This is a genomic window from Pantoea sp. GbtcB22 (genome assembly GCF_019091025.1).
In the GTDB taxonomy this organism is placed as follows: domain Bacteria; phylum Pseudomonadota; class Gammaproteobacteria; order Enterobacterales; family Enterobacteriaceae; genus Pantoea; species Pantoea leporis.
The window spans coordinates 427655-453242 of the sequence record NZ_JAGXKB010000001.1 but is presented as its reverse complement, the minus strand read 5'-3'; the positions used below and the strand labels follow the sequence as shown (position 1 = coordinate 453242).

Sequence of the window (25588 nt, the reverse complement as noted above, 5' to 3'; positions counted from 1 at the left end):
TCATGTCGAATTAAGTGTTTTTAAAAACCTTTAATTAACAATGCGTTAACTATTATGGCACTAAGTGTTACCAGAATAAGTGGTTATCTGTGCAAAAAAGAGCCGTAACAGAAGTCAATGACAGGTCGATGAATAAAACGGCAGAGATTGTCAATGTTATGCGCTTAAATTGGCTGAGACAGGCCGATTATTACATGCAATAATCAACGGCTAATCTGTTATACATCAAGAGTCCAGCACGTTTTCGTACTCATTTTGCGTAAGGCGAAGGATCATTTTTATGAAGCTGAAGAACACTATTCTGGCGTCAACCTTGTTATCACTGCTGGCAGCGAATGCGTTTGCTGCTAAAGAGTTAACGCCAGAGCAAGCGGCCGCGTTGAAACCATTCGAACGTATTAATATCAGCGGCCGTTTCAATGCGATTGGCGATGCAACTGATGCCATCTCCAAACAAGCCGATGCCAAAGGCGCTGACTCTTTCTATGTTCAGGGTATTAATGATAGCAACGGCAACGGCGGTAACTGGCGCGTAACGGCTGATTTGTATAAAGCTAACGCACCGAAAGCGGATGACTCCACTAAATATCGCACCTTCTTAGGCGTGAAAGAGCTGCCGAAAGCAGAAGCCTATCGCCTTGAGCCGTATGACACCGTATCGGTAAATGGCTTCTTCTCCAGCCAGCCAGATGTTAATGAAGCGATTGCCAAGGCAGCCAAAAATAAAGGTGCGGCATCGTTCTTTATCGTGCGTCAGGTTGATGCTAACAACGGCGGCAACCAGTACGTGACCGCGTATGTTTACAAGGCTGATGCGCCAGAACGTAAAGTACAGAACACCTCTGATTCAATCCCAGCAGATTCTGAAGCCGGTAAAGCAGCATTGGCCGCAGGTGGCACCGCCGCCACTAAAGTGGCCATTCCTGGCGTGGCCTCTTCGGATACCCCAAGCCGCAACGTTGGTCGTTTCTTCGAAACGCAAAGCTCAACCGGCCAACGTTACACGGTGAAAACTGCCGATGGCCGTAGCGTGCAGGAAGTGAATGCGATTACTGCTGCGCAGATGCAGCCGTTTGACACCATCACCTTCTCCGATCACTTCGGTACCCCAACCGAAATCTCGGAAGCGGTTGGCAAACGCGCAGTGGAAAAAGGCGCTAAGTACTACCACATCACGCGTCAATGGCAGAACCAGAGCGGCGGCAACCTGACCGTCACCGCCGATCTGTTCAAGTAATAGCGATTAAGGGCGGCGTCCGTCGCCCTTTTCAAAATCTCCTTGATACTAACTGCATAATCTGTGCGCAGATTTGCATAGTCTTGCATTGCCTTCCCCGTTTGCACTCCGTAAAATCTGCCGCCTGTTTTTAGGGGATTCCGTTTCAAAGTTGGCTCATTGCCACGCGACACTCCAGCGGAATCGTCACCACCCAGCATACTCTGCTGTTTAGGATGGGCGTTTTGGATAAAAAATTAGGTCTTAGTGCGCTCACCGCGTTGGTTCTCAGCTCTATGCTGGGCGCTGGCGTGTTCAGCCTGCCGCAAAATATGGCAGCGGTTGCCGGCCCGGCGGCGCTGCTGATCGGCTGGCTCATCACCGGTGTTGGCATCATCTTCCTGTCGCTCGCCATGCTGTTACTGACGCGGCTGAAGCCGGAGTTGGATGGCGGCATCTTTACCTATGCGCGCGCCGGATTTGGCGAGCTGATGGGCTTCTGCTCGGCGTGGGGATATTGGCTGTGTGCGGTCATTGCCAACGTCTCTTATTTGGTGATTGTCTTCTCGGCGCTGAGTTTCTTTACAGACACGCCGGATCGCGTGGTGTTTGGTGATGGCAATACGTGGCAGGCGATGCTCGGCGCGTCGGTGCTGCTGTGGCTGGTGCATTGTCTGGTGCTGCGCGGCGTGCAAACTGCGGCCAGCATTAATGTGCTGGCGACCCTGGGAAAACTGGTGCCGCTGTTGCTGTTTGTGGTGCTGGCGCTGCTGGCATTCAACTACGATCGCTTCCGCTTTGATTTCAGCGGCGTGGAACTCGGTCAGCCGCTGTGGCAGCAGGTGAAGCAAACCATGCTGATCACCTTGTGGGTATTTATTGGTGTGGAAGGCGCGGTGGTGGTTTCTGCGCGTGCGCGTAATAAACAGGATGTCGGACGCGCCACGCTGATGGCGGTGCTGGCCGCGCTGCTGGTCTACTTGCTGGTTACGCTGCTGTCGTTAGGCGTGATTCCGCGTGCCGAGCTGGCGCAGATGCGCAACCCTTCTATGGCGGGTTTGATGAAGCATTTGCTCGGTCATTGGGGCGATGCGGTGATTGCGGTCGGATTGATTATTTCGGTGTGCGGCGCTTATCTGAGCTGGACGATTATGGCCGCTGAAGTGCCGTTCCTCGCCGCACAACAAGGTGCCTTCCCGCGCAGCATCGCGCGTCAGAACCGCCACAACTCCCCTTCGGCGTCGTTATGGCTGACCAACGGCAGCGTACAGGTTTGCCTGATTTTGATCGCCCTAACCGGCGCGGATTACAACACGCTGCTGACCATCGCTTCAGAAATGATTTTGGTGCCCTATCTGCTGGTGGGTCTGTATCTGATTAAGGTAGTACGCGGGCAGAACAAACCCTGGGCGATGTTTACCGGCGTCGGTGCCAGCGCGTATGGCATTTGGCTGCTGTATGCGTCGGGTCCTTTGCATCTGCTGCTCTCTGTTGTGCTCTATGCGCCCGGATTGCTGCTGTTTCTGTACGCACGACGCGGCGTCCGTGGCGACAAGGTGTTGTCACAGCTGGAGCGTATCGCGATTGTGTTGTTGATTGCGGCGTCACTGCCCGCGTTGTGGCAGCTAACGAATTAGTGCGGCTGAACCGGAATGGAAACGCACAGCAGGTCATCCTGCTGTGACAGATTGAGCGGCTTACGGTATTCCTGATGAATAGCGTCAAGCTGCTCGGTTGACAGCGGATACGGCAGCTGAATATCAAAGCGGCTGATATGTTGTTGTTCGGCCAGGGTGATCAAACGCGCGATATTAATCTCGTCGCTCACCTGCGTTGAAATGATTTGTAATGCTAATTCTTTCAGATGATCGTCGCTGGCCTGAAGATTGTGCGCCGATTTACGCGTCACCATGCCAAAAATAGGCATCACGCCATAAATGGCATCAACAAAACTCCAGCGTTTTTTGCAGGAAGCGGAGAGATAATCACTGTAATTGAAGCAGATGCGATCACTGTATCCGGCTGAAGCCAGCTCTTTATCAGACACTCTCGCACTCCTCCTGTTTTTCGTTGCGGTTCCGAACCTTGCGCGACAACGCGCCGCTAATGATGGCACATTTCACGGTATACATACCAGTCACGCAGGGATATTTCGTGCGATAGCGTAGAGCTCAGGACCAGGAAAAGCTATGCTGCTGAGATTCTCATCCGTCACAGTGAATTATGAACAAAATCGTCTATGTGGAAGATGAGCCAGAAGTAGGCGAACTGATCGCCGCTTATCTTGGCCGCCACGATATTGAAGTTATTGTTGAAACGCGCGGTGACCGCGCCGAAGCCACCATCGCCCTGCACGATCCCGATTTAGTGATGCTGGATATCATGTTACCCGGCAAAGATGGCATGACACTGTGCCGCGATCTACGTGCCAGCTGGCAAGGTCCGATTGTGCTGCTCACCTCGCTCGATAGCGACATGAACCACATTCTGTCGCTGGAGATGGGCGCTAACGATTACATCCTCAAAACCACGCCGCCGGCGGTGTTGCTGGCGCGCCTGCGTTTGCATCTGCGTCAGGCGCATGCCGGTCAGCCGGAAGTGACGCCCGCCCTACAAAGCTCACAACGCGTGCTGCGTTTTGGTTCCCTGACCATCGACTCGCTCAATCGCCAGGTGACGCTGTTTGAGGAGAATATTGTGCTATCCACCGCCGATTTCGATCTGCTGTGGGAACTGGCGAATCACGCCGGACAGATCCTCAATCGCGATGCGCTGCTGAAAACCCTGCGCGGCGTGACCTACGATGGCATGGATCGCAGCATCGACGTGGCGATTTCTCGCTTACGCAAAAAACTCTACGACAGCGCCACCGAGCCATTCCGCATCAAAACCATCCGTAACAAAGGCTATCTGTTCGCGCCGCAGGCCTGGGATACCCGTTCCGCATGAGAAAGCTCTTTATTCAGTTCTATTTGCTGCTGTTCGTCTGTTTTCTGGTGATGACGCTGCTGGTGGGGCTGGTGTACAAATTCACCGCCGAACGCGCCGGACGTCAGTCGATGAACGACTTGATGGCCAGCTCGCTTTTTTTGATGCGCAGCGAACTGCGCGAGATCCCACCGCGCGACTGGAGCAAAACCATTCGCAGCCTCGATCTTGACCTGTCGTTTGATCTGAATATTGAACCGATGAGCAAATATCAGCTGGGTGATGCAGACATGAAGCGCCTGCGCGCCGGGGAAATCGTGGCGATTGACGATCAGTACACCTTCTTACAGCATATTCCGCGCAGCCACTATGTGCTTTCCGTTGGCCCGATTCCGTATCTTTTCTATCTGCATCAGATGCGCATTCTGGATATCGCGCTGCTGGCATTTATCGGGATGTCGCTGGCGCTGCCGGTGTTTATCTGGCTGCGTCCGCACTGGCAAGAGATGCAGCGGCTAGAGAAAGCCGCGCAGCGTTTTGGCCGTGGCGAACTCGACGTGCGCACCCATTTTGAAAGCACCTCAAGCCTGCACAGTCTTGGCGTGGCGTTTAATCAGATGGCGGAGAACATCAACACGCTGGTTGCCAGTAAGAAACAGCTGATTGACGGCATCGCACACGAGTTGCGTACGCCGCTGGTACGACTGCGCTACCGGCTGGAGATGAGCGATAACCTCACCGCCACGGAATCCGCCGCGCTGAACCGCGATGTGGGCCAGCTGGAGAGTTTGATTGAGGAGTTGCTGACGTATGCGCGCCTCGATCGTCCGCGCGTTGATCTTCATCTGCAATCCTTCGATCTGGCGCAATGGCTGCGTGTACATATTGAAGACGTGCAAACCATGAATCCGCAGACGCAGATTGCGCTGGATATCCCGCAGCTGGAGAACGTCGGCAGCGCTGATACGCGCCTGATGGAGCGTGTGCTGGATAATCTGGTGAATAACGCCCTGCGCTATGCGCAACAGCGCCTGCGCGTCAGCTTATGGTTTGATGGCGCGTTGGGCTGTTTGCAGGTGGAAGACGACGGTCCGGGCATTCCGCAGGAAGAGCGCGCCCGCGTGTTCGAACCTTTTGTACGCCTCGATCCAAGCCGCGATCGCGCCACCGGCGGTTGTGGTTTGGGTCTGGCGATCGTGCACTCCATTGCGCTGGCCATGCAGGGAAATGTCTCGATTGAGAGCAGCCCGCTTGGCGGCGCCAGCGTTCGCTTTTGCTGGCCGGTTGATCTACCCTTGCGGGACATTGCGCCACGCTTACCGTCATAAGGAGCTTTTTACGTGACTTCAGCTTATCAAGAACTTAGCCGCACTTTTCAGCGTCTCTCCCGCTTTGGCCATTTAGGCGCCATTGCCGGTGTCGATATGCAAACCACTATGCCGCCGGGCGGCAGCCAGGCACGCGGTGAAGCGATGGCCGAACTGAGCGTGTTCATGCACGAAGTGCTGACCGATAAACGCCTCGGCGGGCTGTTTGATGCCGCGCAGCAGGAATCATTGAATGATGTCGAGCAGGTTAACCTGAGCGAGATGCAGCGCGCCTGGCAGCAAGCGACGCTGCTGCCCGCCTCACTGGTGGAAGCCAAGTCGCTGGCCGGTTCGCGCTGTGAACACGCCTGGCGTCAGCAGCGTCCGGCGAACGACTGGCAAGGTTTCTCAGCCAATCTGAAAGAAGTGGTCAAGCTGAGTCGTCAAGAGGCGCAGCTGCGTGCCGATGCACTCGGCGTATCGCGCTACGACGCGCTGCTGGATGTGTTTGAGCCTGGCATGACCAGCGCGCAGCTGGATCAAACCTTTGGCGATCTGAAAAGCTGGTTGCCCGACCTGCTACAAAGAGCAGTGGCGAAGCAGCAGCAAACCCCGATCGCGCAGTCGGTGGGTCCGTTCGCTATCGAATCGCAGAAACAGCTCGGCCTGAGCGTGATGAAAACGCTGGGCTTCGATTTCAATCACGGCCGTTTAGATGTGAGTGCGCATCCGTTCTGCGGCGGCGTGCCGGAAGATGTGCGCATTACAACGCGTTACAACGAGAACGACTTCCTCAGCGCCATGATGGGCGTGATCCATGAAACCGGCCATGCGCGCTACGAGCAGAATTTGCCAAAACAGTGGCGCGGTCAGCCGGTGGCGCAGGCGCGTTCTACCGCGATTCATGAGTCGCAAAGCCTATTTATGGAGATGCAGCTGGGGCGCAGTGAAGCCTTCCTGCAACATATCCATCCGCAGGTGGTGGCGCTGATGGGCGATCAGCCTGCGCTGACGTTAAATAACTTTATCCGTCAGGCGCAGCGCGTCAAGCCGGGCTTTATTCGTGTCGACGCTGATGAACTGAGTTATCCGGCGCACGTCATTTTACGTTACGAGATCGAGCGCGCGCTGATTGAGGGCGAGATTGAAGTTGAAGATATCCCGGCGCTGTGGGACGAGAAGATGCAGCAATCGTTGGGCATTGATACGCGCGGTAATTATCGCGATGGCTGCATGCAGGATATTCACTGGACCGACGGTGCGTTTGGCTATTTCCCAACCTACACCTTGGGTGCGATGTATGCAGCCCAGCTGTTCCACGCGGTGAAGCATGCCATTCCGCAGGTTGAGACGCTGATCCAGCAAGGTGAGTTGCAGCCAGTGTTTGACTGGTTGCAGCAGAACATCTGGCAGCACGGCAGCCGTTTCCCTACGCATCAGCTGCTGATCAATGCCACCGGCGAAGCGCTGAATCCGCACTATTTCCGTCTGCACCTTGAACAACGTTATCTCTCTGAGTAGACTGCGCGGCGGCCGATGCGGCCGCCCTTTTCGCTTCCTTTACGCCGCTTTGTACAATCCGTTACACGCCGATACCAATGCCTCACGGAAAGCCTGAATTGTTTTTCATATAGTGTTTTCACCGGCCCCGCAGTGGGCTACACATGAAAAAATAGTTCGAGGATTTTGCAATGAAAAAATTATTTGCACTGGTGATCGCCGCTGCTATGGGTATGTCTTCTGTTGCTTTCGCTGCTGAGACCACAGCTGCTCCAGCAACGCCAGCAACCACTGCAGCGCCAGCGAAACACAAAGCAGTACATCATAAGAAACCTGCTGCTCAGAAAGCGCAGGCTGCTAAGAAGCACAAAAAAGTAGAGAAGAAAGCGCCAGCTGCACAGAAAGCTCAGGCCGCTAAAAAGCATCATAAAAAAGCAACCAAGCCAGCGGCTCAGAAAGCCCAGGCTGCGAAAAAGCACCACAAAAAAGCGACCAAGCCAGCTGCACAGAAAGCTCAGGCTGCTAAAAAGCACCACAAAGCAACCAAGCCAGCTGCACAGAAAGCTCAGGCTGCTAAAAAGCACCACAAAGTAACCAAGCCAGCTGCGCAGAAAGCTCAGGCTGCTAAAAAGCATCACAAAGTGAAAAAAGCAGCTAAATAAGATCGCCTTTAGCGCCAACACCGTATTGATGATTGAAAACACCCGGTTATGCCGGGTGTTTATTTACTGGAGTAGCGAAAAATGGTGCGTCGCTATCGCTTCGAAATTATTCTGATTGTGATGATCCTCTGTGGCATAGTTGCAGCCAGCTTTTTTATCTAGTCGTTGTAGCGTGCTGATTACTCCAATATTTCTCCCTTTTTCACCGCTCACCGACTATAGTTATCGCTCAAGCGTGATGACAACAACTTCTACTTATTCTCGCCATTGAGAGAACTATGCGCCTGGCTATCCTGTTACTCGTTGGTCTTTTCAGTTTTACCCACACAGCACATGCCGATGATGAAGATGGGCCAAGCCCGGAAGACATCAAAACGTTGTTCTTTGGCAAAGATCATCGCCAGGCGATTAGCGACGTGAGCGCCGCGCCTTGGGATGCCATCGGTCAGTTAGAGACCGAAAGCGGTAACCTCTGCACTGCCACCTTGATTTCTGCCCATCTGGCGTTGACCGCCGGACACTGTTTATTGGCTCCGCCCGGCAAGTTTGATAAGCCGGTGGCGCTGCGTTTTATGGCCAGCGCGAAAGGTTGGCGCTACGAGATTCATGATATTGATGCGCGCGTTGAACCCTCTTTAGCGCGCCGGTTGCAGGCAGACGGCGAAGGCTGGATCGTGCCGCCGGGAGCCGCACCCTACGATTACGGACTGGTTATTTTGCATAACCCGCCCTCCGGTATTGTGCCGATTCCATTGTTTGAGGGTTCGCGTGGCGATTTAACCGCCGCATTGAAAACCACGCAACGTAAAGTGACGCAAGCCGGATATCCGGCCGATCATCTGGATACGCTCTATTCGCACAGCGATTGTTTAGTGACCGGTTGGGCACAGCGTGCAGTGTTGTCGCATCAGTGCGATACCTTGCCGGGCGACAGCGGTTCGCCGCTGCTGTTGAAGAACGGTGATGAGTGGCAGTTGATTGCGGTACAGAGTTCAGCACCCGCGCCGGCCGATCGTTACCGTGCCGATAACCGCGCGATTGCGGTGCCGTCCTTTAAAGATAAGCTGGAAGAGTTAGCCCAGTAATTCTGCGCTCTCAGGCAAAAAGGCGGGGCCGCTACGTAACGTCGTCGTGGACCCATCCCTGGGGCCTCTGCACCGTCTTGCCGTTTTCTTCGCGAATTTTGCGATGTTAAAACCGCGCTGTTTCGTAGCGGCGCGATTTATCGCGCCATCTAACAATTAACTCAACTGCTCCATCGCCTGCAGAATACGCTTATCCGAAATTGGATAAGGCGTGCCCAACTGCTGGGCGAAATAGCTAATTCGCAGCTCTTCCAGCATCCAGCGAATCGCCTGCACGTCGGCATCATCCTGACGCTGGGGCGGCAATTTATTCCGCCACGTCTGCCATGCTTGCTCCACCGCCTGCACTTTCAGCATACGCGCACGATCGCTGTGAGGATCGACCGGCAGCTTCTCGAGACGACGCTCAATACCTTGCAGATAGCGCAGCGTATCACCAAGACGCGACCAGCCATTGCCGGTGACGAAACCGCGATACACCAGGCCATTCATTTGCGCTTTGATATCGCCTAACGCCAGCGCCAGCGACATATCCACGCGTCCTTTAAGGAACTTGTTGATATTGAACACGCAGGTCAGGATCTGTTCGACCTGTTTAGCGATGGTGACCACGGTTTCATTTAAATCAGCACGCACTTTGTCGCGCAGCTGTTCGAAGTTTTCCTGTTGCCACGCCGGGCCGCCCGCCTCCGCCATCAGCTTATCCACGCCGCAGGCGATACAGTCATCGATCAATTCCAGCACTTTGCCATAGGGATTGAAGTACAAACCGAGTTTGGCTTTGTTCGGTAGCTTCTCGTGCAGATACTTGGTTGGCGACGGAATGTTGAGCAGCAGCAGGCGACGCTGACCGCGCCACATCATTTTCTGCTGTTCCACTTCGCTATCGAACAGGCGAATCGCCACGCTGTCCTTTTCATCCACCAGCGCCGGCCAGGCTTTGACCTGATAGCTGCCGCGCTTCTGTTCGTAGCTTTGCGGCAAATCGCCAAAGCTCCAGATGTGCAGACCGCTCTGTTCCAGGCCATCATCCGCCACTTTCGACAGCGTTTCCTGCACTTTGCCTTTCAGCAGCAGCCGCAGCTGATGCAGATTTTTGCCTTCCTGCAGCTTACGGTTGTGCTCGTCAACCACCCGGAAAGTCATTTTCAGGTGATCGGGCACCTGATCCCACTGCCAGGCTTCCCGGTCAATGGTGACGCCGGTCATGCGGCGGAATTCGCGTTCCAGCGCATCCAGCAACGGCAGTTCCATCGCCGTAACGCGACCGAGAAACGCTTCGGCGTAGTTGGGCGCGGGTACCAGATTGCGGCGCACCGGCTTGGGCAGCGATTTGATCAGCGCGATAACCAGTTCGCGGCGCACGCCAGGAATTTGCCACTCGAAACCGGTCTCTTCGATTTGGTTCAGCAGCGGCAGCGGAATGTGCACCGTCACGCCATCGGCATCCGCGCCCGGTTCAAACTGATAGCTCAGTTTGAGTTTCAGGTTGCCTTGATGCCAGAAGTTGGGGTAATCGAGCTGGCTGACTTTGTCCGCGCCGTCTTTGATCAGCATTTGCTTATCAAAGCTCAGCAGATCCGGATTCTCTTTGCTGGCCTGCTTCCACCAGGTATCGAAATGGCGTGCAGACACCACGTCGCTGCCGATGCGGCGATCGTAGAAAGCGAACAGCGTTTCATCATCGACCAGAATGTCGCGACGACGCGATTTGTGCTCCAGATCTTCAATTTCGTTGCGCAGTTTCAGGTTATTGCGGAAGAACGCGTGACGCGTCTGCCAATCGCCCTCCACCAGCGCATGACGGATAAACAGCTCGCGGCTCAGTTGCGGATCGATGCGGCTGTAATTAACCTTACGCGCCTGCACAATTGCCAGGCCGTAAAGCGTCACTTTTTCCGTCGCCATCACCGCGCCCTGTGCTTTTTCCCAGTGCGGTTCGCTGTAACTGCGTTTAATCAGATGCTGCGCCAGCGGCTCGATCCATTCCGGATCGATACGGGCGGCAACGCGGCCCCATAAACGGCTGGTTTCCACCAGTTCCGCCACCATGGTCCACTTCGGCGGCTTCTTAAACAGCCCGGAACCGGGGAAGATGGCGAAGCGCGCGTTGCGAGCGCCGGTAAACTCCTGCTTGTCGTTATCTTTCTGACCAATATGCGACAACAAACCGGTAAGCAAAGCGCAGTGCACTTCACGATACGGCGCAGGTTCGCTGTTGACTGGCATCCCCTGTTCCCGCACCACCTGACGCAGTTGCGTGTAGATATCCTGCCATTCACGCACGCGCAGATAGTTAAGGAACTCGGTTTTACACAAGCGGCGGAAGTGATTGCTGGAGAGCGCTTTTTGCTGCTCCTGCAGGTAATTCCACAGATTGACGAAGGCGAGGAAATCAGACTCTTTATCCTCAAAACGACGATGTTTTTCGTCAGATGCCTGCTTTTTATCCGAAGGACGCTCGCGCGGATCCTGAATCGATAGCGCCGCGGTGATGATCATCGCTTCGCGCACGCAGCCAAATTTTTGCGCTTCCAGCACCATGCGCGCCATACGCGGATCGACGGGCAACTGCGCGAGCTGGCGGCCCGAAGGCGTCAACTTGTAGGTTTCGTCTTCACTCAGCGTGATGGCACCCAGCTCTTCCAGCAGGCGCACGCCATCCTGAATATTGCGCTTGTCCGGTGCTTCGACAAATGGGAAGGCAGCAATATCGCCCAGTCCCAGCGCGGTCATCTGCAGAATCACCGAGGCGAGGTTAGTACGCAGAATTTCAGGATCGGTAAATTCCGGACGGCTGAGGAAATCATCCTCGGAATAGAGGCGAATACAGATACCTTCCGAAACGCGGCCGCAGCGCCCTTTTCGCTGATTAGCGGAAGCCTGCGAAATCGGCTCAATCGGCAAGCGCTGCACTTTAGTGCGGAAACTGTAGCGGCTGATACGTGCGGTGCCAGGATCGATAACATATTTGATGCCAGGCACGGTCAGCGAGGTTTCCGCCACGTTGGTCGCCAGCACGATGCGGCGTCCGCTATGCGACTGGAACACGCGGTTTTGCTCGGCGTTCGACAGGCGCGCATACAGCGGCAGAATCTCGGTGTGTGCAATATCGCGCTTCATCAGCGCATCGGCAGTATCGCGGATTTCGCGCTCGCCGCTCATAAAGATCAGGATATCGCCGCGGCTCTCTTGTCCCAACTCATCGACCGCATCAAAAATCGCCTGCAGCTGATCGCGATCGGTGTCGTCAGCCTCTTCCACCATTGGGCGATAACGCACTTCGACCGGATACGTCCGGCCGGACACTTCAATCACCGGCGCATTGTGGAAATGGCGTGAGAAGCGCTGCGGATCGATGGTCGCTGACGTGATAATGACTTTTAAGTCGGGACGACGCGGCAACAGTTCGCGCAGATAGCCGAGCAGGAAATCGATGTTGAGACTGCGTTCGTGTGCTTCATCGATAATGATGGTGTCGTACTGCAGCAACAGGCGATCCTGCTGGATTTCTGCCAGCAGGATACCGTCGGTCATCAGCTTAACCTGGGTGGTTTCGCTCACCTGATCGTTAAAGCGCACCTTGTAACCGATGGTGCCGCCGAGCGAGGTTTCCAGCTCATCGGCAATGCGGTTGGCCACGGTGCGCGCCGCCAGACGACGCGGCTGAGTATGACCAATCAGCCCTTTAACCCCGCGCCCCAGCGCCAGGCAGATTTTCGGCAGCTGCGTGGTTTTACCCGATCCGGTTTCACCCGCGACGATTACTACCTGATGCTGACCGATCGCATCAGCAATGTCCTGCTGCTTCTGACTCACCGGCAGGTTGTCCGGGAAAGTGATGCGCGGTGTCGCCGCCGTGCGCTGCGCCAGGCGTTGCTCCGCCGCGACAAATTCCGGCTCCAGTTCAGCCACAATGCCCTGCTGCGCCGCAGGATTTTTCACCTTTGCAGCGCCCAACAGTCGACGTCGCAGACGTTGACTGTCGCGCAGCGTCAGATTATCGAGCCGCGGCCAGAGGGAGGCTAAAGGTGAAGAGTCGGATGATGACATAGCGATGCGTACCTGTTGTTGCAGCGGGCAGATGATTTCCCGGCGGATTCAAGCAATTAATGGTCGGCATCATAGCACAATTTGGAACACCTGCCTGAACGGGACGTGCGAGGTTATTCAATTATTTCGAACATTGATCTCGAAATATTGCGCTTTTACCTCACGGGCTAACTCCGTACAGTGTAAAGCATTGAGCGGTAAGCCAACCGCGTAACGCACAGGAAAATACCATGAGCAAAGTTTTAGTTCTGAAATCAAGCATCCTCGCTGGTTACTCTCAGTCAAATCAACTGGCTGACTTCTACGCTGACGAAGCACGCGCTAAAGGTGACTCGGTTACCGTACGTGATTTAGCCGCGCAGCCGATTCCGGTGCTGGATGGTGAGCTGGTTGGCGCGCTGCGCCCATCCGATGCCCCACTGTCACCACGTCAGCAGGAAGCGCTGTCTCTCTCCGATGAGCTGATTGCTGAACTGCAAGCCCATGACACCGTGGTTATTGCCGCACCCATGTACAACTTCAACATTCCAACTCAGTTGAAAAATTACTTCGATCTGATTGCCCGCGCTGGCGTGACCTTCCGTTACACCGAAGCAGGCCCGGAAGGTCTGGTGACCGGCAAACGTGCGGTGATCCTCTCCAGCCGTGGCGGCATCCATAAAGATACGGCCAGCGATCTGCTGACCCCATACGTGAAGCTGTTCCTCGGCTTCATCGGTATCACTAACGTGGAGTTCGTGTTCGCGGAAGGCATCGCTTATGGTCCAGAAGTGGCGACCAAAGCGGCTAACGATGCAAAAGACGCCATCAAACAAATTGTTGCTGCGTAATCATTTTTTTCGCATGATCAATGCCCGTCAGGCTTAACTGGCGGGCATTTTTTTTGCTGTTATTTTCAGCACAGCGAAAGGAGATGAAGTGACACAACACAATCAATATGGTCAGCCTATCGGTTTTGCGCTACCCGACTGGCAACCCGCAATCTTCCCGCCCGCTGCTATTCTCACTGGCCGCTTTTGCCATCTCACACCGCTTCAACTCAATCACGCGCCCGCTCTGTTTGCCGCCTTTTTGCTGGCACCCGACGATCGCGACTGGACCTGGCTTGGCGCATCGCAGCCGCAATCGTTAGCCGAGATGAACGATTGGATTGCTAACAAAATAGGTGACCGTGGATTGGTCAGTTATGCGGTGATCGATCAGGCTAATCAGCAAGCGGTTGGCGCGGTCTGTTTCGCCAATATCGACGTGCAGAACGGCGCGATTGAGATTGGCCATGTGACCTGGTCGCCGCTGATGCAGCGCAACGTATTGGGCTCTGAAGCGTTATATCTGCTGTTGCAGCAGGCCTTCGCGCTCGGTTATCGCCGCGTGGCGTGGCGTTGTGACTCCCTAAATCTGGCTTCCCGACGCGCCGCTGAACGCATCGGCTTTACCTTTGAAGGCCTCTTTCGTCAGGCAATGACGCGCAAACAGCGCAATCGCGATACCGATTGGTTATCAATCATTGATGGCGAATGGCCGCCGATTCAGCAGGCCTTAAGCCAATGGCTGGCGGTGGAGAATATGGATCAGCACGGACGCGAAAGGCAAAAGCTGCGCTGCTTTTTCTCCGCAAATTGACGTTGTCTATACTGACTCGCTGTTATCCACGCAATTGAAGAGGTACTCATGTCCAAGGTATTTATCATTGGCGGCGCAGGCAACATTGGCCGTCGTCTGGCATCACTGCTGGCCGCAAACGGGCACGTTGCGCGCCCGCTGTTTCGCAAAGCGGAACAGGAGCAGCCTTTGCGTGAACGGGGTGCTGAGCCGGTTAACGGCGACTTAACCGCGCTGGACGCCACATCGCTGGCCGCGCTGATGAAGGGCAGCGATGTGGTGGTCTTTACCGCCGGTGCCGGTGGCAAAGGCGGTGAAGAGATGACGAACGCCATTGATGGCAAAGGATTAACTACCGCGGTTGCTGCCGCGCAGCAGGCCGGCATCTCACGCTTTCTGCTGGTGTCGGCTTTCCCTGAAGCCGGCAGAAACAAAAACCTCTCCGCCAGCTTCGAAAATTACATGCGCGTGAAGAAAGCAGCCGATGTCGAGCTGGCGCAAAGCGATCTGGATTGGGTGATTTTACGCCCCGGCACGCTAACGGATGAGCAAGGCCAAGGCCGGGTGCGTGCTGGTTTGGCCATCCCGTATGGCGATATTCCTCGCGATGACGTGGCGGCAACGCTGGCTGAAATCATTGATCAACCGGCGGTCAGCCGGGTGATCATTGAGTTAACCGGCGGTGAAGTGCCGGTGCATGAAGCGGTTAAGCAACTGGCAACACGCTAGCGTCTTCAACCATCTGCTTCATCCAGCGAACGCAGATGGTCTTTTTTGTTTAGCGTCATCAGCGCCGGAATACTGATTGCAGCCGTGACCATGATGTACCAGGCGGGGATATCCAGATTCCCCGTTTGCTTAATCAGGGAGGTGATAATCAGTCCGGCACACCCCGAGAAAACTGCGTTAGAGAGTGAATAGGCCAGCCCCAGCCCGGTATAGCGGACGCGCGTGGGGAACATTTCAGCTAACATTGCCGGGCCCGGTCCTGCCAGCAATCCCACAATTCCACCCGCCACAAACACCACCAGCGCCTTGATCAACAGCGTTGAGGAATCGGCCTGCAACACTTTCAATAACGGTAATGCCAGCACCAGCAACAAACATGCCGCGATAACCATCACGCTGCGGCGTCCGATTTTATCGCTAAGCATGCCCGCTGGAATGATGGTGGCGGCAAAGCCAAGATTGGAGATCACCGCAATCAATAGCGCCTGGTTAAAGCCGGTGTGCAGCGAAGATTGCAGATAGGTTGGCATGATCACCAGATAGGTATAGCCCGCCGCTGACCACACCATCACGCGGCTGATTGCCAGCAAGATAATCCTGAGCGTCGCGCCAAAACTGGCGCTGACCGCCACTGGCTGATGCGCTTTTTGCGTTTGCTGCTGACGCACGAAGCTGGGCGTTTCTTCCATGCTGTAGCGCAGCCACAGCGCCACCATCCCCATCGGTAAGGCGAGGAAGAAGGGAATGCGCCAGCCCCAACTGTGCATCTGATCCACACTCAACACCGCCGACAGCAACGCGACAATGCCAGCGCCCGCCAGCAGGCCCAACGCCACGGTGAATGATTGCCAGGCACCGTAACGTCCTCGCTGCCCTTTGGGGGCAAACTCTGTCATCAGTGACACCGCACCGCCGTATTCCCCCCCAGCAAACAAGCCCTGCAGAATACGCAGACCGGTAATGATCAGCGGCGCCGCCACGCCAATGCTGGCATAGGTGGGAATAATGCCGATCGCGGTCGTTACCAGCGTCATCATGATCAAGACAAAAATCAGCGTCGGCTTGCGCCCAATACGATCGCCCATGCGGCCAAAAAATATTGCGCCCAACGGACGGAAGAAAAAGGCGATGGCGAAGGAAGCGTAGGTCAAAATAATGCCGGTCAGCTCGGCTTCGCCTTGCAGGCGAAAGAAGTTCTGCGCGATCACCGTCGCGAGAAAGCCATAAACCGCAAACTCGTACCATTCAATGAAATTGCCCACTGAACCGGCGATTAAGGCGCGCTTCTGTGCATCCGTTGTCGTTTGAGGCATTGGCATTTTAAGCTCCCAAAAAGATTATCTGCGGATAAACCTTACTTACGCAGCCACTGCCCATTGATGCCGCGCACATACTCGCCGCTACCTGCGCGGTTCACCAGCTTTTCGCCGGCGATGCGCGCCACTTCGCTGGCAGTCAGGTTATTTTGCTGCGCCACGCGCTGATATTGCTGCAGGCGGCCATCGTTGATGCGCTTGACCAGCGCCAGCGTTTCTTCGTCCTGCTGACGCGCCGCCACATAGCCGCTGAGCGTTTCGCCCACGCGCCCCTGTTGACGCGCCTCATCCAGCGTGAGCGCCCAGGCAAACGGCATCAGCAGCAGCGCCGCAAGCAGCGCGATCCCCTTGCGTTTCATCATGCTTCTCCTCAAAACAGTCCGCTCTGATTCTTCAGCAGCGCTTCCACATCTTTATCCACCTTGATGTGAATCTCATGCTCAATTTTGACGTTCATATTGATGGTGATGGGCTCTTTCGGCGCCGCAACTTCAATGCGCGGCACGCAGCCAATCAGCGGCAGCCAGGCTGCCAGCACCAGTAATGCCCTGAGGCTCATGGTTGGGGATCCTTCTTCGAGGGTAAGGTGGCATTTTGCTCCACCCAGGATTGCAAATTATCGCCAAAGCGCAGGCTGCGCCACAGCTGGAACAAATTTTCCTGATGCCGGTAGTTCAGATTAACGGTCTGTCGGCGGTTACTGAACTGGCTGACGCCTTTCACTTCCGATTGCATGATCAGATTGCCGAAGTTATCCAGATCGATAGTGGCCCATGAACGCGAGATTTCCATGTAGCGCAGCCAATCCAGCGCCGCTCCGGCCGCAAAGTTATTGCTGACAATCGCGTCCGCCATATCTTTATCCAGCCGGAAGGTGAGCGGACCGCTGTTGGCGATCCAGCCCTTTTCAACCAGCCATTGCGGATTATTCACCCACAGCGGCAATTCGCCATTGACCTTGCCAGACATGGCAAACTGCTTGGGTTTGATCGCGCTGACCAGCTTGCTGAGATTGATCTCCTTCAGCGAGACGCGCGCCGCTTGATGCTGTGGCATGCGCAGTTCGGGCATGCTGACGTGTCCGCCTAACAGATCGAGATTGACGTTGCTGAGCGTTAGCGGCTGGCGCTCCTGCCATGGATAGTGACCTTGCAAATCAGCGGTGATGTTTTGCAGCGAGAACTGATTTTTTACTTCGGCGATACGCAGTGAAACCGGACCGCGCCGTCCAAGCTGCCATTGATGATCCTTCAGCCGGAACGGCAGCGAGAAATCGATGCCGTTGATTTCACTGTCCGGCATCCACAGGCTGCCGTTTTTCACCGTCCAGTGACCGCCCGCTTCAAAGCCCTGCTCGCTAGCCGCCGAGAATGCCACTTGCGCGCGCAGTTCACCCGACTGGATACGCATTTTTAAATCGCTGCTGAGCAGCGGCTGGAACACCGTTAAAGATTGCGCCGGCCACCAGGCTTCGCCGCGCAGACGTTCGCCGTCCCAGCGGCCATGCACGCGTACCGGGCCAATATCCTCCGCCGTCAGCTGACCGCGCCAGATAAACTGGCTGGGATCGCTGCCTTTGGCTTCAAAATTAAGTTCTGATGGCGGCAGCCAGCCGCCGTAGCTGAACTGGGTTTGACCGGATTTTAGCGTGAAGCCACCGTTAAACGCCGGATGCGAGGGATCGCGCTGCCAGCGCACCGGCGCATTGAGCGTCAGGCGCGGTTTAGCCACTTGCACCATGCCGTACGCCAGCTGATCGAAACCGGTATTCAGCGTGTCGAGGCTGATCAAGGTGTCCTGCCAGCTGCCGGTGCCCTTCACGTCCCATTTGGCGGTGAGCGGCTCGATCAGGCCGTCCCCCCAATAACGCCAGTTCCACACGCCGCTGTCGGGCCAGAAATCGCTGGCGCGGCCATCGAGATGCAATCTGAAACGACCAAAGCTGGGATCGTGTGCCTTAAGTATTGCCTGCAGGCGACCATTAATACCGCTCGACGCCACCGTTACGCCCGCCAGCGGCCAGCGCGCTTCATCCACTTCCAGCGTTGAGAGCAAGCGACCGCGCAAACGCAGCAGCGCGCCTTGTTTCAGGGTCAATTGCGGATCGGTCAGCACGCCGTGCAGTAAGCCCGGCATGCTACCAAACAGCTGCAGATCGGCGAATTTGCTCTCGCCGGTCAACTGGAACGGCAAGGCGCTATCGACCATGCTCAGTCTGCCCGGGCCAACGCTTAATACCAGATTGCCTTTACCGCCGCGCCCTTGCGTCAGCAAATTAAATCGCCCGCTGACCAGCGTGTTTTCCAGTCCTTGCTGCCAGTTTTCCAGCGTTACTGCCACGCCACCCGATAGCGGCTGATCGGCCTGCGGCCAACGCCATTGACCTTGCGTAATACGAATCTGCCGCTCATCGACCTGCCACGGCAGCTGCAGCAGCGGCTGATCGTCATCCTGCTGTGTCACCGTCAGGGTGCCTTGCTGTTGCTGCCAGTTGAGCGCCAGCGCCAGCGGCTGCGGCCACTGCACAATATTGAGGTCAGCGCTGAGTTCGCCCGCTACCGGCAAACCATCGGCAAAGGTTGGCAAGGTGACATCGCCATGCAGGTTGAGCGGTTTGGGCAGTAAAGGATGACTGAGCTGCAGCTGGGCAATCTGCAGCAGCTGGCCTTGCAACCGCGCATCCACACTCAGGTTGTCGCCCTGATAATGCAGCCGCTGCACATCGTTATTTAAGGTGAGATCGAAACGTCCGGCATATTGTTGCCACGGCAGAATGGTGATTTTTTGCAGGTGGACATCGGCGCCAGGCAACATCTTCTGCCAGTCGGCCAGGCTGCGCGGCGCACCGCTCGCTTCGCTGTGCGGCAGCGATTGCAGGCAGTCGCTATTGAGTTGGACTTCTCCCGCGCTAAGTTGCCAGCGCTTTTGCTGCCAGCCGAGCGCCGCATCGCTGACGTTTGCCAGTACACAATCGCCCGCCAGATAGCGCACCGCCGGGAAATGCAGCGCGCCTTGCTGCCAGCGCGGCGTGCCGTTGAGTTCCACGCGAGTATTTTCGGGCAGCCAGATACCGGCCAGACGCGGCAACCATTGCGTGAGCGTCAGCAGCAATCCCAATAGCAGCAGTATTAGCGCCAGCAGCGCAGCAAGTGTTCGGCGAAGGCCACGCGTCATGGCAGTTAACGTTCCTGTTCTTTACACAATCCCGACGAGGAGCCAAATGATGGCATGTTACGTCCGGCAAATGAAGGTGTTAGCGACATAGTCTGGCTGAAGCTCAGCAAAATGACGCGGAAAACGTTATCCTGTTGTGATACCGACGTTGCATTTTTCAGGAGCGAAACAATGAAAGTTGCGGTTTACAGCACCAAGCATTACGACCAAAAATACCTTGAACACGTCAACGACAGCTACGGATTTGAGCTGCAGTTTTTTGACTTCCTGCTGACACCGGCGACGGCAAAGAACGCCGCGGGCTGTGATGCGGTGTGTATTTTCGTCAACGATGATGCCAGCAAAGCGGTGCTGGAAGAGTTGGCGGCGCTGGGCGTGAAGCACGTTGCGCTGCGCTGTGCCGGTTTCAATAACGTCGATCTGGCGGCGGCGAAAGCGCTTGGCTTAAACGTGGTGCGCGTCCCGGCATATTCGCCAGAAGCGGTAGCGGAACATGCGGTTGGCCTGATGATGACGCTGAATCGTCGCATTCACCGCGCCTATCAACGCACGCGCGACGCAAACTTCTCGCTGGATGGCTTAACCGGTTTTAACATGCATAACAAAACCGCGGGCGTGGTCGGAACCGGCAAGATTGGTATCGCGGCGATGCGTATTCTCAAGGGATTTGGCATGCGCCTGTTAGCGTTCGATCCCTATCCAAGCCAGGCGGCGCTGGAGCTGGGCGCGGAATATGTCGATCTCAAAACGCTGTTCGCTGAAGCCGATGTGATTACGCTGCACTGTCCGCTTACGCCGGAAAACCACCATCTGCTTAACGCGCAGGCGTTCAGCCAAATGAAAGATGGCGTGATGATCATCAACACCAGCCGTGGCGGTTTGATTGATTCACAAGCGGCAATTGATGCGCTTAAACAGCAGAAGATTGGTTCGCTGGGGATGGATGTGTATGAAAACGAGCGCGATCTGTTCTTTGAAGACAAATCGAATGACGTGATTCAGGATGATGTGTTCCGTCGTCTGTCGGCCTGTCACAACGTGCTGTTCACCGGCCATCAGGCTTTCCTGACCGCCGAAGCCTTGACGGCAATTTCAGAAACCACGCTCAGCAACTTACAACAGCTGGAACGCGGCGAAATCAGCCCGAATCAGGTCACCGCCTAACCCTTCTGCGCCTGCCTTAGCGGGCGCAGCTTCCACCCATTAGCGCCTGTTCGTCACAGCGACGACCATTCGCCAACTGGCACATACCGATGCGTGAACCGTCTAACTGACGCGAAAACGCCAGCGATCCCCCGGCATTACTGCAATTCACTTCAGCCATTGATGACATCACAACGCGCGGTTGTACGTGGGCGGCAGTAGCTTGTTGCGGCGGTTCGTTGTCACTGTTGCTGCTGCAGGCAGAAAGTAACAAGGTGGCGCCAGCCAGCAGGAAGAGAGCGGCTTTCATCGATGGAGCTCCGGGGATTGAGCGAAAAAGTCGCACCAGCATATGTCAGGTGCGCTGAGGGGTCGATAGGCGACACAGCTTTTTACAAAATTTAATTTCATTGTTTGCAAGCAGAATTATCCTGTTTGAGATGTTTCCGCCCTTTTCACCCGGCGGAGGGTTTGTTTTTCAATAACTAAGGAGAGAACGATGTTGACGGATATGCTTATCCGCATCGCGCTGGCGGGAATTCTCGGCGGACTGATTGGGCTAGAGCGGCAGCTGCGCGCCAAAGAGGCCGGTTTGCGCACCCATATCCTGGTCGGTATCGGCAGCGCGATGTTTATGCTGGTATCGAAATATGGCTTTGCCGATATGTTAGTCAGCGACCATGTAGCGCTCGATCCCAGCCGTATTGCGGCGCAGGTGGTGAGCGGCATGGGCTTCCTCGGCGCCGGTACCATCATTATTCAGAAGCAAGTGGTGAAAGGTCTTACTACCGCCGCCGGTTTATGGGTGACGGCGGCGATTGGTCTGGTGATCGGTAGCGGCATGTATGAAATCGGTATCTACGGCACCGTGCTGGCGCTGGTGGTGCTGGAGACGTTCCGTCGCATCAGTCACTGGCTGATAGGCCGTCACCATACGCTGCTGGTGCACCTCAAACCAAAAAGCGTGCCGCTGGTGCTGCTGGTGCTGCAACGTGAAAATGTGCGTTACGGTCACATCGCCGTAGTGAATCGTGATGAAGAGGTTGGTCTGTGCGAACTGAGCGTTGAGGTGACATTGTCACGACGCACACCAATGCATAACATCTATGACAAAGTGATGGAAATCAAAGGCGTTCAATCGCTGGAGATGATGTAAAAATCATCAATGTTAGATTGCGGTGCGCTGCCACCTCGCCAGCACACAGATGAAAAAGTCGCGTCATAGCCCTTTGCTAAACTGAACTGATAACCCCCGTAAAGTTTGCGGTTTTCTCAGCGTAGCAAAGGACGATTTATGATTACCGTCGACGGTAACGGTGCAGTGGCTTCAGTCGCCTTCCGCACCAGCGAAGTGATTGCCATTTATCCCATCACGCCCAGCTCAACCATGGCCGAGCTGGCGGATAGCTGGTCCGGCGAAGGCCGCCGTAATATCTGGGGCGATGTGCCGCGCGTGGTCGAGATGCAATCTGAAGGCGGCGCGATTGCCACGGTGCACGGCGCGCTGCAAACCGGCGCACTTTCAACCACCTTCACCTCGTCGCAGGGATTGCTGTTGATGATCCCGACGCTCTACAAACTGGCGGGCCAGCTGACGCCGTTTGTGCTGCACGTCGCGGCGCGGACCGTGGCGACGCACGCGCTGTCGATATTTGGTGATCACTCCGATGTCATGGCAGTACGACAAACCGGCTGCGCGCAGCTCTGCGCCTCCAGCGTGCAGGAAGCGCAGGATTTTGCCCTGATTGCACAAATCGCCTCACTGAATAGCCGCATCCCTTTCATCCACTTCTTTGATGGCTTCCGCACTTCGCACGAGATCAACAAGATCGTGCCGCTCAGCGATGAAACCTTGCAGGCGCTGATGCCCGCCGAGGCAATCAACGCCCATCGCGCCCGTGCATTGACGCCGGATCGTCCAACGATTCGCGGCACATCCGCCAATCCTGATACCTATTTCCAGTCACGCGAAGCCACCAACCGCTGGTATGACGATTGCACCCAGCACGTTGAGGCTGCAATGACCGCGTTTGGCGAAAATACCGGCCGCCATTATCAGCCGTTTGAGTTTTACGGCCATCCGCAGGCCGAGCGCGTAATGGTGATGATGGGCTCCGGCTGCGGCACGGCTGAAGATGCGATTGATGAGATGCTGCAGCGCGGCGAGAAAGTCGGGCTGGTTAAAGTGCGCCTCTATCGTCCGTTTTCGGCGGTGCACTTGCTGCAAAAGATCCCCGCTTCCGCCCAGCGGATTGCGGTGCTCGATCGCACCAAAGAGCCCGGTGCGCTCGGCGAACCGCTATTCCTGGATGTGATGACCGCGCTGGCTGAAGCTTACAGCCGTGGCGAGCGTGTGTCGCTGCCGAAGGTGATTGGCGGTCGCTATGGTTTGTCGTCGAAAGAGTTCGCACCCGATGCGGTGCTGGCAGTGTTTCGTGCCTTGCTGCGCGAAACACCGCCAGCGCGTTTTACCGTCGGCATTTACGACGACGTCACCCATCTTTCGCTGCCGCTGGAAGCCAACATCGTGCCGAATCGCGCACGGCTTGAAGCGCTGTTTTATGGTTTGGGCAGCGACGGCAGCGTCAGCGCCAGTAAAAATAACCTGAAGATAATCGGTAACGCCACGCCGTGGCAGGTGCAGGGCTATTTTGTCTACGACTCGAAGAAAGCCGGCGGCCTGACGATTTCCCATCTGCGCGTCAGTGAATATCCGATTCAATCCGCCTATTTGATTCAGCAAGCCGATTTCATTGGCTGCCATCAGCTGCAGTTTATCGATAAGTATTCGATGCTCGATCAGCTTAAACCGGGCGGGATTTTTCTACTCAATACGCCCTACAGCGCTGAGGAAGTGTGGCCGCGCCTGCCGCAGGAAGTGCAGAGCCAGCTCAACGACAAACAGGCGCGATTTTATGTGATCAACGCTGCGCGTATCGCGCGCGAATGCCAGCTGGGCGCGCGTATCAACACCGTGATGCAGATGGCCTTTTTCCAGCTGACCCAGATTTTGCCGGGCGATAGCGCGTTAACTGAACTGCAAAACGCCATTGCGCGCAGCTACAGCAGCAAAGGCGAAGAGCTGGTGCAGCGAAACTGGCAAGCGCTGGCGATGGCACAACAAGCGCTGCAGACGGTGCCGCTGCAACCGGTAGACGATCGCAGTCCGCATCGCCCGCCGGTGGTAGCCGATAGCGCGCCGGATTTCGTCAAAACCGTCACCGCAGTGATGCTTGCCGGCCTTGGCGATAAACTGCCGGTTTCGGCGCTGCCGCCTGATGGAACCTGGCCAGTTGGCACCACGCAATGGGAAAAGCGCAATATCGCCGAAGCCGTGCCGATCTGGCAGCCCGATCTCTGTACGCAGTGCAACCATTGCGTCGCCGCCTGCCCGCACTCGGCCATTCGCGCCAAAGTGGTTGATCCTGCAGCGCTGGACGATGCGCCATCTTCGCTCGCTTCTCTGGATGTGAAATCGCGCGATATGCGCGGACAGAAATACGTGCTGCAGGTGGCGCCGGAAGATTGCACCGGCTGCAATTTGTGTGTGGAAGTGTGCCCGGCCAGCGATCGCCAGCATCCGGAAATCAAAGCCATCAACATGAAATCACGCCTGGAGCATGTTGAGACGGAAAAGGTCAATTACGCTGCCTTCCTTGCGCTGCCGGAGATCACCGCCGAGCAGCTGGAACGTATTGATATTCGCACCTCGCAGCTGATTACGCCGCTGTTTGAATATTCCGGTGCCTGCTCGGGCTGCGGGGAAACGCCCTATATCAAACTACTGACGCAGCTGTATGGCGATCGCCTGCTGATTGCCAATGCCACCGGCTGCTCCTCCATTTATGGCGGTAATCTGCCTTCCACGCCTTACACCACCAATGCTGAAGGTCGCGGTCCGGCGTGGGCGAATTCGCTATTTGAAGATAATGCCGAATTTGGTCTGGGCTTCCGCTTGAGCGTGGACCAGCAGAAACAGCGCGCGCTCAGATTACTGGATCAATGCGCTGCGCAGCTACCGGCGGCATTGGTTGACGCATTAAAAAGTGACAACGTCACCATTTCCCAACGACGCGAGCAGATTATACAGCTGCGCGCCCTGCTCGCGGCTTCACCGCAGCCTGAAGCCAAAGCCCTAAACGACACAGCGGATGCGCTGGTGGCGAAATCGGTCTGGCTGATCGGTGGCGATGGTTGGGCGTATGACATTGGCTACGGCGGCCTCGATCACGTGATGAGCCTGAGCGAAAACGTTAACGTGCTGGTGCTGGATACGCAGTGCTACTCCAATACGGGCGGCCAGGCATCAAAAGCGACGCCGCTCGGCGCGGTGACCAAGTTTGGCGAACAGGGGAAACGCAAGGCGCGCAAGGATCTCGGCATGTCGACGCTGCTGTACGGGCATGTGTATGTGGCGCAGATTTCGCTGGGCGCGCAGCTCAATCAAACCGTGAAAGCGTTTCAGGAAGCGGAAGCCTGGCCGGGACCCTCGCTGATCATCGCTTACAGCCCGTGTGAAGAGCATGGCTACGATCTGGCTTATAGCCACGAGCAGATGCGCCTGCTGACCACCAGCGGTTTCTGGCCGCTTTATCGTTTTGATCCTCGACGCGCCGAGCAAGGTAAAGCCGCGCTGGCGCTGGATTCGCGTCCGCCGACCTCGGAACTCGAACAAGCATTAATGAACGAGCAGCGTTTCCGCCAATTGCAAACTCAGCGGCCAGAAGAAGCGTCGCAGCTGTGGCGTGATGCAACGGTAGCCGCCAGTCAGCGTTATCAGCGGCTGGCCGAGTTAGCCGGGAAAACCGAGAAAAGCGAGTAGATGAAAAAGCCCGGCGCGATGGCCGGGCGTTTCTTTGCTGGGTTAATGTTG

20 protein-coding genes are annotated in these 25588 nt (G+C 56.0%); 13 read left to right on the top strand and 7 right to left on the bottom strand.

Annotation, left to right across the window (positions count from 1 at the left end; genetic code table 11):
* Nucleotides 1-280 precede the first annotated feature (280 nt).
* Both ydgH and KVT28_RS02125 read left to right on the top strand, forming a co-directional pair.
* Nucleotides 281-1237 (top strand): DUF1471 family protein YdgH, encoded by a 957-nt coding sequence (gene ydgH, locus KVT28_RS02130; protein ID WP_217546543.1) that lies wholly within the window; start codon nucleotides 281-283, stop codon nucleotides 1235-1237.
* A gap of 224 nt (nucleotides 1238-1461) precedes the next feature.
* The gene (locus KVT28_RS02125) at nucleotides 1462-2853 is read left to right on the top strand and encodes an amino acid permease (RefSeq protein ID WP_217546540.1); all 1392 of its coding nucleotides are present in this window, start codon (nucleotides 1462-1464) and stop codon (nucleotides 2851-2853) included.
* Here the strand turns inward: KVT28_RS02125 and KVT28_RS02120 are convergent.
* Nucleotides 2850-3263 carry a hypothetical protein gene (locus tag KVT28_RS02120; RefSeq protein WP_192411786.1) on the bottom strand — a complete coding sequence of 138 codons (414 nt, stop codon included), beginning with the start codon at nucleotides 3261-3263 and terminating at the stop codon, nucleotides 2850-2852. The two genes, KVT28_RS02125 and KVT28_RS02120, sit on opposite strands and share 4 nt — an antisense overlap.
* A gap of 176 nt (nucleotides 3264-3439) precedes the next feature.
* On the opposite strand from KVT28_RS02120, the gene rstA reads away from it, so the two are divergent.
* From rstA to KVT28_RS02095, 5 genes are all read left to right on the top strand, one after another.
* Entirely contained in the window at nucleotides 3440-4165 is a 726-nt protein-coding gene (gene rstA, locus KVT28_RS02115) for a two-component system response regulator RstA (RefSeq protein ID WP_101764317.1), read from the top strand.
* Entirely contained in the window at nucleotides 4162-5472 is a 1311-nt protein-coding gene (gene rstB, locus KVT28_RS02110) for a two-component system sensor histidine kinase RstB (RefSeq protein ID WP_137385849.1), read from the top strand. Before rstA ends, rstB begins: the two co-directional genes overlap by 4 nt.
* A 12-nt stretch (nucleotides 5473-5484) precedes the next feature.
* The gene (locus KVT28_RS02105; RefSeq protein WP_217546538.1) at nucleotides 5485-6972 is read left to right on the top strand and encodes a carboxypeptidase M32; all 1488 of its coding nucleotides are present in this window, start codon (nucleotides 5485-5487) and stop codon (nucleotides 6970-6972) included.
* Between the two features lie 170 nt (nucleotides 6973-7142).
* Entirely contained in the window at nucleotides 7143-7613 is a 471-nt protein-coding gene (asr, locus tag KVT28_RS02100; protein WP_007888004.1) for an acid resistance repetitive basic protein Asr, read from the top strand.
* 278 nt (nucleotides 7614-7891) lie between these two features.
* Nucleotides 7892-8698 (top strand): serine protease, encoded by an 807-nt coding sequence (locus tag KVT28_RS02095; RefSeq protein ID WP_137385851.1) that lies wholly within the window; start codon nucleotides 7892-7894, stop codon nucleotides 8696-8698.
* Nucleotides 8699-8854: 156 nt separating this feature from the next.
* Here the strand turns inward: KVT28_RS02095 and hrpA are convergent, their stop codons facing one another.
* Nucleotides 8855-12751 carry an ATP-dependent RNA helicase HrpA gene (hrpA, locus tag KVT28_RS02090; RefSeq protein WP_217546536.1) on the bottom strand — a complete coding sequence of 1299 codons (3897 nt, stop codon included), beginning with the start codon at nucleotides 12749-12751 and terminating at the stop codon, nucleotides 8855-8857.
* A 230-nt stretch (nucleotides 12752-12981) separates the two neighbouring features.
* Between hrpA and KVT28_RS02085 the strand changes: the two genes are divergently transcribed.
* From KVT28_RS02085 to KVT28_RS02075, 3 genes are all read left to right on the top strand, one after another.
* Entirely contained in the window at nucleotides 12982-13581 is a 600-nt protein-coding gene (locus tag KVT28_RS02085; protein ID WP_137385853.1) for an FMN-dependent NADH-azoreductase, read from the top strand.
* Nucleotides 13582-13669: 88 nt separating this feature from the next.
* Nucleotides 13670-14374, top strand: a complete 705-nt coding sequence (locus KVT28_RS02080; protein ID WP_217546533.1) for a GNAT family N-acetyltransferase — start codon at nucleotides 13670-13672, stop codon at nucleotides 14372-14374.
* Between the two features lie 48 nt (nucleotides 14375-14422).
* Nucleotides 14423-15082 (top strand): NAD(P)H-binding protein, encoded by a 660-nt coding sequence (locus tag KVT28_RS02075; RefSeq protein ID WP_101764309.1) that lies wholly within the window; start codon nucleotides 14423-14425, stop codon nucleotides 15080-15082.
* Between the two features lie 5 nt (nucleotides 15083-15087).
* Here the strand turns inward: KVT28_RS02075 and KVT28_RS02070 are convergent, their stop codons facing one another.
* The 4 genes from KVT28_RS02070 to KVT28_RS02055 are packed head-to-tail and all read right to left on the bottom strand — an operon-like array spanning nucleotide 15088 to nucleotide 19572.
* A complete protein-coding gene (locus tag KVT28_RS02070; protein ID WP_210080718.1) occupies nucleotides 15088-16401 on the bottom strand; it encodes an MFS transporter in 1314 nt (437 codons plus the stop codon).
* A gap of 35 nt (nucleotides 16402-16436) precedes the next feature.
* On the bottom strand, nucleotides 16437-16757 hold the full coding sequence (locus tag KVT28_RS02065) for a YdbL family protein (protein ID WP_217547519.1): 321 nt from the start codon (nucleotides 16755-16757) through the stop codon (nucleotides 16437-16439).
* Between the two features lie 11 nt (nucleotides 16758-16768).
* Nucleotides 16769-16957: a YnbE family lipoprotein gene (locus KVT28_RS02060; protein WP_008106429.1), complete on the bottom strand. Its 189-nt coding sequence runs from the start codon at nucleotides 16955-16957 to the stop codon at nucleotides 16769-16771.
* The gene (locus KVT28_RS02055; RefSeq protein ID WP_217546531.1) at nucleotides 16954-19572 is read right to left on the bottom strand and encodes a YdbH family protein; all 2619 of its coding nucleotides are present in this window, start codon (nucleotides 19570-19572) and stop codon (nucleotides 16954-16956) included. Before KVT28_RS02055 ends, KVT28_RS02060 begins: the two co-directional genes overlap by 4 nt.
* 171 nt (nucleotides 19573-19743) lie before the next feature.
* On the opposite strand from KVT28_RS02055, the gene KVT28_RS02050 reads away from it, so the two are divergent.
* Entirely contained in the window at nucleotides 19744-20736 is a 993-nt protein-coding gene (locus tag KVT28_RS02050) for a 2-hydroxyacid dehydrogenase (RefSeq protein WP_192233964.1), read from the top strand.
* Between the two features lie 16 nt (nucleotides 20737-20752).
* Here KVT28_RS02050 and KVT28_RS02045 read toward each other — a convergent pair whose 3' ends face one another.
* The gene (locus KVT28_RS02045; protein WP_061718809.1) at nucleotides 20753-21025 is read right to left on the bottom strand and encodes a DUF333 domain-containing protein; all 273 of its coding nucleotides are present in this window, start codon (nucleotides 21023-21025) and stop codon (nucleotides 20753-20755) included.
* Nucleotides 21026-21214: 189 nt separating this feature from the next.
* Between KVT28_RS02045 and KVT28_RS02040 the strand changes: the two genes are divergently transcribed.
* Together KVT28_RS02040 and nifJ are read left to right on the top strand one after the other, a co-directional pair.
* Nucleotides 21215-21871, top strand: a complete 657-nt coding sequence (locus KVT28_RS02040) for an MgtC/SapB family protein (protein ID WP_061718808.1) — start codon at nucleotides 21215-21217, stop codon at nucleotides 21869-21871.
* A 138-nt stretch (nucleotides 21872-22009) separates the two neighbouring features.
* Complete coding sequence (nifJ, locus tag KVT28_RS02035; protein WP_217546529.1) at nucleotides 22010-25537, top strand: pyruvate:ferredoxin (flavodoxin) oxidoreductase; 3528 nt, start codon at nucleotides 22010-22012, stop codon at nucleotides 25535-25537.
* Nucleotides 25538-25588: the final 51 nt, after the last annotated feature.